Source organism: Enterobacillus tribolii, assembly GCF_003363015.1.
Taxonomy (GTDB): Bacteria; Pseudomonadota; Gammaproteobacteria; order Enterobacterales; family Enterobacteriaceae; genus Enterobacillus; species Enterobacillus tribolii.
This window is the reverse complement of sequence record NZ_QRAP01000008.1, coordinates 101,445-113,625: the sequence shown is the minus strand read 5'-3', so window position 1 is coordinate 113,625 and position 12,181 is coordinate 101,445. Positions and strand designations below refer to the sequence as shown.

At 59.9% G+C, this 12,181-nt stretch carries 10 protein-coding genes; 3 read left to right on the top strand and 7 right to left on the bottom strand.

Annotated features, from left to right (window positions below; all coding sequences use genetic code 11):
* Nucleotides 1–241 precede the first annotated feature (241 nt).
* Together nadA and pnuC are read left to right on the top strand one after the other, a co-directional pair.
* On the top strand, nucleotides 242–1,294 hold the full coding sequence (gene nadA / locus C8D90_RS16645; RefSeq protein WP_115459596.1) for a quinolinate synthase NadA: 1,053 nt from the start codon (nucleotides 242–244) through the stop codon (nucleotides 1,292–1,294).
* Nucleotides 1,295–1,315: 21 nt separating this feature from the next.
* A complete protein-coding gene (pnuC, locus tag C8D90_RS16640; protein ID WP_115459595.1) occupies nucleotides 1,316–2,041 on the top strand; it encodes a nicotinamide riboside transporter PnuC in 726 nt (241 codons plus the stop codon).
* A 43-nt stretch (nucleotides 2,042–2,084) separates the two neighbouring features.
* Here the strand turns inward: pnuC and zitB are convergent, their stop codons facing one another.
* Nucleotides 2,085–3,029, bottom strand: a complete 945-nt coding sequence (zitB, locus tag C8D90_RS16635) for a CDF family zinc transporter ZitB (protein WP_115459594.1) — start codon at nucleotides 3,027–3,029, stop codon at nucleotides 2,085–2,087.
* A gap of 222 nt (nucleotides 3,030–3,251) precedes the next feature.
* On the opposite strand from zitB, the gene aroG reads away from it, so the two are divergent.
* Nucleotides 3,252–4,304: a 3-deoxy-7-phosphoheptulonate synthase AroG gene (gene aroG / locus C8D90_RS16630; protein ID WP_115459593.1), complete on the top strand. Its 1,053-nt coding sequence runs from the start codon at nucleotides 3,252–3,254 to the stop codon at nucleotides 4,302–4,304.
* Between the two features lie 53 nt (nucleotides 4,305–4,357).
* Here the strand turns inward: aroG and C8D90_RS16625 are convergent, their stop codons facing one another.
* The 6 genes from C8D90_RS16625 to C8D90_RS16600 all read right to left on the bottom strand — a co-directional run bounded on the left by C8D90_RS16625 (nucleotide 4,358) and on the right by C8D90_RS16600 (nucleotide 12,171).
* Nucleotides 4,358–4,702, bottom strand: coding sequence for a hypothetical protein (locus C8D90_RS16625; RefSeq protein WP_115459592.1), 345 nt, complete (start codon nucleotides 4,700–4,702; stop codon nucleotides 4,358–4,360).
* Nucleotides 4,703–4,867: 165 nt separating this feature from the next.
* Nucleotides 4,868–5,620, bottom strand: a complete 753-nt coding sequence (gpmA, locus tag C8D90_RS16620; RefSeq protein ID WP_115459591.1) for a 2,3-diphosphoglycerate-dependent phosphoglycerate mutase — start codon at nucleotides 5,618–5,620, stop codon at nucleotides 4,868–4,870.
* Nucleotides 5,621–5,794: 174 nt separating this feature from the next.
* Entirely contained in the window at nucleotides 5,795–6,127 is a 333-nt protein-coding gene (locus tag C8D90_RS16615; protein ID WP_115459590.1) for a PsiF family protein, read from the bottom strand.
* Between the two features lie 184 nt (nucleotides 6,128–6,311).
* A complete protein-coding gene (locus C8D90_RS16610; RefSeq protein WP_115459589.1) occupies nucleotides 6,312–9,434 on the bottom strand; it encodes an efflux RND transporter permease subunit in 3,123 nt (1,040 codons plus the stop codon).
* A complete protein-coding gene (locus tag C8D90_RS16605; RefSeq protein ID WP_115459588.1) occupies nucleotides 9,431–10,918 on the bottom strand; it encodes an efflux RND transporter periplasmic adaptor subunit in 1,488 nt (495 codons plus the stop codon). The genes C8D90_RS16610 and C8D90_RS16605 overlap by 4 nt, the downstream gene beginning before the upstream one ends.
* Entirely contained in the window at nucleotides 10,915–12,171 is a 1,257-nt protein-coding gene (locus C8D90_RS16600; protein WP_115459587.1) for a TolC family protein, read from the bottom strand. The genes C8D90_RS16605 and C8D90_RS16600 overlap by 4 nt, the downstream gene beginning before the upstream one ends.
* Nucleotides 12,172–12,181 lie beyond the last annotated feature (10 nt).

The following is a 12,181-nucleotide window of genomic DNA, read 5'->3' as shown; positions in this document are numbered from 1 at the left end:
TGCGCAGCAACGGCCCGTAGGGCGAGGCGAAGCCGAGTCATCCTGTACGACCCACAATCATTTCCCTGTACTCATAAAGTTCCTTACTTGCTTCAATGTATCAATGCGATTGCTTTTCATGCTTTCGATTACCTCCATGTTTAGTATATAAAACAAAATGACTATTAAGTGGTCGCTTCACCAGTGAATTGCGGTATACTCAGCGAACGATCCATCTCCACGGGAAGTGAGGGATAACGCGATGTTTGACCCGAATGCTGCGGTATATCCGTTTCCGCCGAAACCGGCTTCATTGGTTCCAGATGAAAAACGTTTCTATCGTGAAAAAATCAAAACGCTGCTGAAGCAACGCAATGCGGTGCTGGTGGCGCATTACTACACCGATCCGGAAATTCAGGCGCTGGCGGAAGAAACCGGCGGCTGCGTGGCGGATTCGCTGGAGATGGCCCGCTTTGGGCGCGACCACCCGGCGCAAACCCTGTTGGTGGCCGGCGTGCGCTTTATGGGCGAAACCGCCAAAATCCTCAGCCCGGAGAAGCAGGTGCTGATGCCGACCCTGCAGGCCGAATGTTCCCTGGATTTGGGCTGCCCTGAGGCTGAGTTTTCGGCGTTTTGCGATGCCCATCCCGATCGCACCGTGGTGGTGTACGCCAACACCTCGGCGGCGGTAAAAGCTCGCGCCGACTGGGTTGTGACTTCCAGCATCGCGGTAGAGCTGATTGAACACCTCGACAGCCTGGGCGAAAAAATTATCTGGGCGCCGGACCGCCATCTCGGCAGCTACGTGCAGAAGCAGACCGGCGCGGACATACTGTGCTGGCAGGGCGCCTGCATCGTCCACGACGAATTCAAGACCCAGTCGCTTGCCGCCATGAAAGCGCTGTACCCGCAGGCTGCGGTGCTGGTGCATCCGGAATCGCCGCACAGCGTGGTGGAGCTGGCCGATGCAGTGGGATCAACCAGCCAGCTGATTCAGGCGGCCCGTACGTTGCCCAACCCGCAGATGATCGTGGCTACCGATCGCGGCATTTTCTACAAGATGCAGCAGGCATGCCCGGACAAAGAGTTGCTGGAAGCGCCTACCGCCGGGGAAGGCGCTACCTGCCGCAGTTGCGCTCACTGCCCCTGGATGGCGATGAACGGCCTGAAAGCGATTGCCGAAGGGCTGGAGCAGGGCGGCAGTCAGCATGAGATCCACGTAGACGACGGCGTGCGCGAAAAAGCGCTGATTCCGCTGAACCGGATGCTGGATTTTGCCGCCGAACTGAAGCTGCGGGTAAAAGGTAATGCCTGATTTCCGTAACGCGAGGTAACGATGGATTTCTTCAGTACGGGCAATATTCTGGTTCACATCCCGCTGGGCGAGGGGGGTTACGATCTTTCATGGATTGAAGCCATCGGTACGCTGTTCGGCCTGCTGTGCATCTGGTTCGCCAGCAAAGAGAAGATCGTCAACTATCTGTTCGGCCTGATCAACGTCACGCTGTTCGCGGTGATCTTTTTTCAGATCCAGCTGTATGCCAGCCTGCTGCTACAGGTGTTTTTCTTTGCCGCCAACATCTACGGTTGGTATGCCTGGAGCCGCACCACAGACGGCAACCAGGCCGAGCTTAAAATCCGCTGGCTGAGCGCGTCCGGCGCGCTGGCGTGGGGCGTGGCCTCTCTGGCCGGCCTGTTGCTGATGACTTTCCATATCGATACGGTATTCGCCTTCCTGACCCGGGTGTGCGTTGATTTAATGCAGGGGATGGGGATGCAGGTCACCATGCCGGCGCTGCAACCGGATGCCTTCCCGTTCTGGGATTCCGCCATGATGGTGTTGTCGATTGTGGCAATGGTCCTGATGACGCGTAAATACGTTGAGAACTGGCTGCTGTGGGTGGTAGTGGACGTGATCAGCGTGGTGATTTTCGCGATTCAGGGCGTCTACGCCATGGCGCTGGAATACCTGATCCTGACGGCCATTGCGCTGAACGGCTCCTGGCTTTGGATTAAAAGCGCCAGAAAGAACGGTTCCCGTCCGTTTTCCTCTGCGTCCTGATAAAAACGCCCCGTATCACGGGGCGTTTTTTAGTGATGCTTTCTCAATGATGATGATGCGCGTGTCCCGCTGATTGCGCGGCGTGGTGCGTCAGGTCGCAATCCGGCTCTTCGCAGCCTTGATACTCCATCTGAATGGTGGCGTGCCCGATATGGTAATGCTCTTCCAGATAGTGTTGCAGCCGGTCTAGCAGCGCGTCGTGGTCGTGCGGCGGAATAACGTGCACGTGCAGCGTCATCAGGCGCTGTTCGCCTATCTGCCAGATGTGTACATGATGCACGTTGCGCACTTCCGGAAACTCGCGGCACAGCGCCTTTTGCAGCTTCACGCTGTCTATGCCCAGCGGCGTGCCTTCCAGCAGCTCATTGGTGCTCTCTTTCAGCAAACGCCAGGCGCTGCGCAGCACCAGGCAGGAAACCAGCACGGAAAGAATCGGGTCGATGGGCGTCCAGCCGGTCCACATGATGACGATGGCCGCCGCAATCGCGCCGACGGAGCCGAGCAAATCGCCCAGGACATGCAGGGCGGCGGCGCGGACGTTGATGTTTTTCTCTTCCGAACCGTGATGCAGCAGCCAGAACGCCAGCAGGTTCGCCAGCAGCCCGGCTACGGCGACGGCCAGCATTGTCGGACCCATTACCGGCGCCGGCGCCAAAAAGCGGCGTATCGCCTCCCAGACGATAATAACGACGATCACCATCAGCGCAGCCGCATTGACGAACGCCGCCAGCGTCGTTAAACGCAGATAGCCGAAAGAGTGCTGAGCCGTAGGATCGCGCCGGGCGAAGCGCACCGCCAGAATCGCGACCAGCAGGGCGGCGGCGTCGGTCAGCATATGGCCGGCATCGGCCAGCAGCGCCAGCGAACCGGATATGATCCCGCCGGCCACTTCGGCAATCATGAACAGGGCGGTGACGACAAAAGCCAGCACTAAGCGCCGGCTGTTGCCGTCATGCGTTGCGGGAGAAGCATGGGTGTGTTCGGGCATACGTTGCGATCCATAGAAGATTTCTTTCAGTTTACTCCTGACGCGGGGCAACGGCGACCCTGTCAGATAACTCCTTTCTCTGGCCGTTAACTTTTTTGGTTTATAACTCAGGGTGTTCAGGCAGACATAAAAATCTGAGTGCAAAGTTACGTTTACAAGTCAGCCATTGTCGGGATAGATTGAAAGACTTGAGTTTTACCGAAAGGCACCATTGGACAAGCTATGAATTACCTGAACGACGACTTACGCATTAAAGAAATCAAGGAACTCCTGCCGCCGGTTGCGCTGTTAGAGAAGTTTCCCGCAAGCGAGCAGGCGGCGGATACGGTGTCGCTGGCGCGTCGCGCTATTCACCGGATATTGCACGATCAGGACGATCGCCTGTTAGTGATCGTCGGCCCGTGCTCTATTCACGATCCCGCCGCAGCCAAAGAGTATGCGCAACGTTTACTTGCGCTGCGCGAAGAGCTGAACGGCGAACTGGAGATCGTGATGCGGGTTTATTTTGAAAAACCCCGCACCACCGTGGGCTGGAAAGGGCTGATCAACGATCCGCATATGGATAATAGTTACCAGATCAATGACGGCCTGCGCATCGCCCGTAGCTTGCTGCTGGAAATCAACGACAGCGGCATGCCGACCGCCGGGGAATTCCTCGACATGATCACCCCGCAGTACGTGGCGGACCTGATGAGCTGGGGCGCCATCGGCGCGCGCACGACCGAATCCCAGGTACACCGCGAGCTGTCATCCGGCCTTTCCTGCCCGGTCGGCTTTAAAAACGGTACTGACGGCACGATCAAGGTCGCCATTGATGCGATCAATGCCGCCAGCGCGCCGCACTGCTTCCTGTCTGTGACCAAGTGGGGGCATTCGGCCATCGTGAATACCAGTGGTAACAGCGATTGCCATATCATCCTGCGCGGCGGTAAAGAGCCGAACTACAGCGCCGAGCACGTGCAGGCGGTGAAGGAAGGGCTGAAAAAAGCCGGTCTGCCGGAGCTGGTGATGATTGACTTCAGCCACGCCAACAGCAGCAAGCAGTTTAAAAAGCAGATGGACGTGGGTACGGACGTGTGCCGTCAGCTTGCTACCGGCGAAAAGAGCATCATGGGCGTCATGATTGAAAGCAACCTGGTTGAAGGCAATCAGAGCCTGGAAAGCGGCGAAGCGCTGGTTTATGGCAAGAGCGTGACCGACGCCTGCATCGGCTGGCAGGATACGGAAACGTTGCTGCGCCAGTTAGCGGCGGCGGTAAAAGCGCGTAACGCCTGAATGTGATGCGGCGTCAGCGAAAAGACCGGGCCGGTATGCCCGGTCTTTTGCGTTTAATAGGTCTGCCCGTTTACCCGGGTGGAGGTCAGGATCACATAGGGGCGCACCTGGCGGCTGGTCGCGCGGATCGGTTGCAGGCGAACGTCGCTGACCGCGTTGTCGTCCATTCTGATGTTGTTCAGCTTGCGCCCGTGGGTCGGTAACCTATTGTCCGGCTGATTGACAGAACCGGCGTCGTGCCACTTGCCCTGCGCGTCCTGATAGCGGGCCTGGCCGTCCAGGACGGAAATACCGGTCGGATTAACTAAAATAACGCTGGTATCCATAGCCAGTGACGATGCGCTGAGCAGTAAACCGCCCAGTAACAGCGCGCTACGCCGGACTGCGGGAAGAATCATGAGCAACCTCCTTGGGAGAAAAGGGCTGCGTAGCGGCATTGACCTGCCGGCGCATGCCGTGTCGGTAAACGGTATCTATTAAGTAATAGTTGCTGAACCGGCAATCCGGCAAGCCGCGGGGGAAAGAAAAGCAGGAGAGAGGCCCCGTCGCCGGGGCCGGAAAGGTTATTTGGCTTTGCCCTGATTGGCGACCGCCGCGGCTTTGGCGGCGATTTCGTCCGCATTGCCCAGGTAGTAGTGTTTGATCGGGTTCATCTTTTCGTCGAACTCGTAAACCAACGGCACGCCGGTCGGGATATTCAGTTCGAGGATTTCTTCTTCATTCAGATTATCGAGGTACTTCACCAGGGCGCGCAGCGAGTTGCCGTGTGCGGCGATAATCACGCGTTCACCGCTGGCGATACGCGGCTTGATCACGTCGTTCCAGTAAGGGATCACGCGGTCGATGGTGGTCGCTAGGCTTTCGGTAACCGGCAGCTCTTTTTCGCTCAGTTTGGCATAGCGCGGGTCGTGCCCCGGATAACGCTCGTCGTCCTTCGTCAGCTCCGGCGGCGTGACGGCAAAGCCGCGGCGCCACAGCTTAACCTGGTCGTCGCCGTATTTTTGCGCGGTTTCCGCTTTGTTCAGTCCCTGTAACGCGCCGTAGTGACGTTCGTTCAGTTTCCAGGATTTCTCCACCGGCAACCATTGTTGATCCAGCTCGTCCAGTGCGAACCACAGCGTATGGATAGCGCGCTTCAGGACCGAGGTATACGCGAAGTCGAAAGAGAAACCTTCGGCTTTAAGCAGTTTGCCCGCGGATTTTGCTTCGGTGCGTCCTTTGTCGGAAAGCTCAACGTCCGTCCAGCCGGTGAAGCGGTTCTCTTTGTTCCACTCACTCTCACCGTGTCTTACCAGTACCAGCTTCGTTACAGCCATGGCTAAACTCCTTTGTTTAACTTTTTAAATGATAACTATTATCATTATACTGCCGTGACGTGAGGCGCGGCAATAACAAACATGAGAATAAACATAGACAATTTATTGACGACTGGATATGCATAATGAGCGGGAAAGCGTGTGCTTTCCCGCGAAGAGAAGGTGAAACGGCGCTTAGCTTTTTTTCAGGCAGGTGCTCATAAAGGTTTTACGCGCGTCGCCTTTCAGATCTTTCCCGGCCGCTTGCGTGTTACAGCTTTTCATTTTTTGCTGCTGCGGGGTCAGGGCTTCGCCGGAATGACTGCCGGCTTTCAGGCAGCTACCCATAAAGGTTTTACGCTCGTCGCCTTTCAGCGACTTAGCCGTAGCTTGTTTGTTGCAGTCGGTCATTTTCTGTTGCTGGGCCAGCTGTTTTTCCGAAGGCGCCTTCGTGGCGGTGTCGGCGGCAAAAACGCTGCCGGCCAGCAGCAGCCCGGCGAAAACAGGGAGAACCTTGCGCATAAACATGAGAATTGTTCCTTTTGCGTGTTGTTTGGCGTGTCGTTTTCAGACCTGCGGGCAGGCCTTAACGGCTTCACTTACGCTGTAAGCGTAGACCTCAAACGCGGCAAGCGGAACCCCCCGGACATAAACTCGGAGTAAACCAGAATACTGACCGCCGGAAAACCGGGCGCGGAACGCCCGGAATGCCTTATTTCTTCGCCGGATGCAGCAACAGATAGACCGCCGGAATCACCAGCATCGACAGCAGCGGCGCCGTGATCATGCCGCCGATCATCGGCGCCGCGATGCGCTGCATCACTTCAGAGCCGGTGCCGCCGCCCCACATGATAGGCAGCAGGCCGGCCATGATGGTCGCTACCGTCATCACCTTGGGCCGCACGCGCAGTACCGCACCTTCACGCAGGGCATCCAGCATGTGCCCGTATGACAAGGGCGCGCCGTCTTTCTGTCGTTTCTCCACCGCGTGGTTAAGATACAGCAGCATAACGACCCCGAACTCGGCAGAAACCCCGGCCAGGGCAATAAAGCCGACCGCGCCGGCCACCGACAGGTTATACCCCAGAAGGTAAAGCAGCCACACGCCGCCGATCAGGGCGAAAGGCAAGGTGCCCATAATCAGCAGGGCGTCGCGGATTTTGCCGAAGGTGACGTACAGCAGGACGAAGATAATGATCAACGTCAGCGGCAGAACCAGCGTCAGCCGCGCGCTGGCGCGTTCCAGATATTCAAACTGCCCGGACCAGCTCAACGACACGCCTTCCGGCAGTTTTACCTGCTGGCTTACCGCCTGCTGCATCTCTTCGACAGCTGATTTCAGATCGCGCCCGCGCAGGTCGACGTAAATCCAGTCGGACAGACGTGCATTTTCGCTTTTCAGCATCGGCGCGCCCTCGCTGATGCGTACGGTCGCCAGATCGCCCAGCGTTACCTGCGCGCCGGAGGCGGTGACGATCGGCAGGGCGCGCAGTTTTTCCGGCGTATCACGCAGCTCGCGCGGATAACGAATATTGATGGGGAAGCGCTGGCGGCCTTCGATGGTTTCGCCGATGTTTTCTCCGCCCACCAATGTTGCGACGACTGACTGCAACTCCTGTACGGTGACGCCGTAGCGGGCCGCGGCGTCGCGTTTGATGTCGATATCGACGTAACGGCCGCCGCTCATGCGTTCGGCCAGTGCGGAGGTGACGCCGGGCACCTGTTTCACCACCCGTTCGATCTGTTCGGCCACCGGCTCGATTTGGGCAAGATCGTTACCGTTAACCTTGATGCCCACCGGGCTTTTGATCCCGGTCGACAGCATGTCGAGCCGGTTGCGTATCGGCGGTACCCAGACGTTGGCGATGCCGGGAACCTGAACCCTGGCGTCCAGTTCGGCAATCAGCTTGTCCATCGTCATGCCCGGCCGCCACTGGTCATGCGGTTTAAAGCGGATGGTGGTTTCCAGCATGGTCAGCGGTGCGGGATCGGTGGCGGTTTCCGCCCGTCCGGCTTTACCGAATACCGTCTCCACCTCCGGCACGGTTTTGATCAGGCGATCGGTCAGTTGCAGTAACCGGCCTGCTTCGCGCGCCGAGATGCCGGGCAGGGTGGATGGCATATAGAGCAGGTCGCCCTCGTCCAGCGGCGGCATGAATTCGCTGCCCAGCCGGCTGAGGGGGAAGGCCGTCAGCGCCAGCAGCAGGGCGGAGATCGCGAGCGTGGTTTTCGGCCGCGCCAGCACCCACTCCAGCAGCGGGTGATATAGCGCAATCAGCCAGCGGTTGAGCGGGTTGGCGGATTCATCCGGGATGTTGCCGCGGATAAAATACCCCATCAGCACCGGCACCAGCGTAATGCCCAGTCCGGCCGCGACCGCCATGGCATAGGTTTTGGTGAAGGCCAGCGGGGAAAACATCTTGCCTTCCTGCGCCTCCAGGGCAAAAACCGGGATGAACGACAGTGTGATAATCAACAGGCTGCAAAACAGCGCCGGGCCGACTTCAATCGCCGCCTTTTCCGTCACGCGCCAATAATCATCGCTGCGCGGTTTCTGCCCCGGATGTTCATGCCGCCACTGCTCCAGCGCCTTATGCATGTTTTCGATCATCACGATGGCGGCGTCGACCATCGCGCCGATAGCGATGGCAATGCCGCCGAGCGACATGATATTCGCGTTCACGCCCTGATAATGCATGATGACGAACGCGCCGAGGATGCCCAGCGGCAGGCTGATCATCGCCACCAGGGCGGAGCGGAAGTGAAACAGGAACAGCGCGCAGATTGCCGCGACGACGATAAATTCTTCCAGCAGCTTGTACGACAGAGTGTCGATGGCGTTTTCAATCAGCTGGGAACGGTCATAGGTGGTGACGATATTCACGCCCGGCGGCAGGCTGTGCTGCAACTGCGCCAGCTTGGTTTTCACCGCGTCGATGGTTTCCAGCGCGTTTTTGCCGGAGCGCATGATGATAATGCCGCCAGCGACTTCGCCTTCGCCGTTCAGCTCCGCGATGCCGCGCCGCATTTCCGGCCCGAGGCGCAGGGCGGCGACGTCGGACAGCATCACCGGTACGCCGTTGCGGCTCGTGACCACCACGTTGCGGAAATCATTCAGCGATTGCAGATAGCCGGAGGTGCGCACCATATACTCCGCTTCCCCCAATTCCAGCACCGAGCCGCCGCCTTCCTGATTAGCGGCTTTGATGGCGGCGGTAATCTGCTGGTGGGTGACGTTGAGCGCGCGCATTTTTTCCGGCTGCAACACCACCTGATACTGACGCACCATGCCGCCGACGCTGGCGACTTCAGAGACGTTGGGAACGGTTTTCAGCTCGTACTTCAGCGTCCAGTCCTGCAGGGCGCGTAAATCCGCCAGGCTGTATTTGCCGGTGGTATCCGTCAGGGCATATTCGAATACCCAGCCGACGCCGGTGGCATCCGGCCCCAGTGAAGCTTTGGCCTCCGGCGGCAGGCTGGACTGCACCTGGCTGAGGTACTCCAGCACGCGCGAGCGCGCCCAGTAAGGGTCGGTGCCGTCGTCGAACAACACATAGACGTAGGCGTCGCCGAACATTGAAAAACCGCGCACCGTCTTCGCGCCGGGGACCGACAGCATGGTGGTCGTCAACGGATAAGTGACCAGATTCTCGACGATCTGCGGCGCTTTGCCGGGGTAGCTGACGCGGATGATCACCTGGGTGTCGGAAAGGTCGGGCAGGGCGTCCAGCGGCGCTTTCTGTACCGCCCACAGCCCCCACAGGGCCAGGCCCGCCGCTGCCAGCAACACCAGCAGGCGGTTACGTAAGGACCAGCGAATCACGGCGGCGATCATGGATGGCCTCCTTGCGCGCCGTTGCCTGCGGGCATGATGTGGGTAATCACTATCCCGTTTTCATCCATGGTGAAGCTGAAATGGATGCGCGATCCGGGCTGCACGTCCGCTGGCAGCTTACCGCCGGGCAGAGTGAAGTCCATCGTCATTTTCCCCCATTTCAGCTCGGGAATGGGTTCATGGCTGATGGTGAGCGTTTCGCCGTCCTGCGCCTTCAGGGTTCCCATTATGCTGTATTGTTGCTGTGCGGCTTTTTCCGCCGGCGGTTTTTCCTGCCCGCCGGAGAACTGCGGCAGCGCATTGCGCAGGCTGGCCTCAGAGTCGATCAGGAACTGGCCGGAAGTGACCACTTGCTGCCCTTCTTTCAATCCGTCGAGAATTTCCGTCCACTCGCCCTGACTTTCGCCGGTACGTACGTTGACCGGGGTAAAGTGGCCGTTTCCGTCGCTGAGCAGCACCCGGCTGTGCTCGCCGGTGGTAATCAGCGCCTGGCGGGGTATGCTCAGCACGCGGCGCGCCTGGTGGGAGGCGGCGCTGACGGTGAGATACATGCCGGGTTTGAGCTGTTGCTGCGGATTTTGCAGAACGATGCGCGCCCGCAGATTGCGGGTGGTGGCGTCCAGTTCCGGCAACAGCTCGCTTACCGTGCCGTCGAACGTCACGCCCGGCAGGGCGTTGGCGGAGGCGGTGACGCGATCGCCGATTTTTATCCGGTTGGCCTGAGACTGCGGGTAGTCAATCACGACCCAGACCTGATCGAGCGCGGCCAGCTCAAACAACGGCTGGGCGGGCGTGATTTGCTGGCCTTCGCGGACTTCAAGTTTGGAAATATAACCTTCCTGCGGGGCGCGGATTTCCATTCTGGGCTGAACCTGGCCGCTGCGCTCCACCCGGCGAATGACGTCCTCCGGCATAAATAACAGGGCAAGACGCTGCCGTGCGGCGCGAGTTAATGCCGCGTCGCCGGTCTGACGCACGCCGAGGTATTCCTGCTGGGCGCCGCTCCAGGTCGGATTCCAGATGACCGCCAGTGTTTCTCCGGCACGGACTGCCTGCTGCGGCGCCTTTACGCGCAGTTGCTCAATCACCCCGGCGCTGGGTGATGACAGTGTTTTCAGCAGACGCTCATTCACGGCGACGGTGCCGTAAGCCGCCAGATTCTGCGATAACGTCCGCATCTCCGCCGCTGCGGTTTTGATGCCCAGGTTCTGCTGCTGGCGGGCGCTGATCGTAACGCCGCTGTCGCTGCTCTCCTCGTCGGCATAGCGGGGCACCAGCTCCATGTCCATAAACGGCGATTTTCCCGGTTTATCGAAACGCTGGCCCGGCACCATCGGATCGTACCAGTACAGCACCTTGCGCTGCCCGTCGGCAGCGGCAGGCGGTACGTCATGAACGGCGCTGCGTTGCCCCCACTGATAGCCGATCCAGCCCGCAGCCAGCAGGGCAAGGGCCAGCGCGCTCAGGGCGAGGTTTTTTTTCATTGTGGTAACTCCTGAGGAATGAGGTAGCGGATTGCGGCCCACAGGCGCGCCATATCCCGTTCGGCGCTGAGGGACGTCAGCTCGTTTTCCAGCAGGGCACGGCGGCCGCTCATGACTTCCGCCAGCGAGCTGGTGCCGGCGCGGTACTGGGACTCCAGCAGGCGGTTTTTCTTGCTCAGCAACGGCAGGATCTCCTGCTGCTGGCGCTGCCAGCGGCTCTGCGCTGCCTGATATTGCGCCACCAGGGTGTCGAGCTGCGCCCGGTGATCGCGCTCCAGCAGGGTCAGGCGATCGTTGGTTTCCATGCTGCGGGCCACATCGGCGGCGTAGTCTTTGTCCTGACGTTGTGACTTGAACAACGGCAAATCGACGGTAAGCATCACGCCGGCCATGTCGTCATAGTCATCGCCGCGCCGGGCGTAATACACCTCAACCCCGACATCGGGCAGTGCCGCCACGGCGCTTTGCTGAGAACGCGCCTTCGCCACGTCGGACTCACGCCGCGCCTGCAACACTTCGGGGTGCTCGCTGATGGCTTCCCGCAGCGTCGCGATGTCGGCAGGAAGGCGCTGATAGCGCGGCAGGGGGCCGGCGACGTTGACGTCGCTCTTGCCGGTCAGCTGCATCAGACGGGCCTGCGCCACCTGCACGTCACGCCCGGCGTCGCTGACGCTGTCACGCATGGCGCTCAGCGTCAGGCGGGCGTCCAGCACGCTGCTGGGCGCGCTGCCGTTGGCGACGCCGGCGGTTTGCAGGCCAATCTGCCGTTCGCCTTCGCTGACCAGCTTCTGCGCCTGCGCCATGCTGCGTTGGGCCAGCGCCAGATCGAGCCAGGCCTGTGCGGTATCGCGCTGCAACTGGGTGCGGATGGTTTCCGTGGCGGCGGCGGTTTGCGCCGCCTGCGCGCGCAGGGTATCGGCCTTGCGTTCGCGCTTGGTGCTGCTGACGTACTCCTGCATCACGCCGATGCGCTGCATCGTCATGCCGTCGCGCGTGATGCGCCGGGCGTTGGTGCCGCCAAGCGGCAGGTTTTCGATCCCAACCTGAAGTTTGGGATCGGGAAGCTGGGTGGCGGAGTCAGCCATGTTGTTCAGCGCATTGACCTGATGCCGGTTGGCCGAAAGCGCCGCAGAATAGTTCTGCGCGGCGCTCAGGGCCTGCTCCAGCGTCAGATCCGCCGCCTGGGCGGCGGCGGGCAGAAGCCACATGGCCGTCAGCCACGCCGCGATGCGGCGTTGCTTACGGGTAGGCATAGCGGGCTCC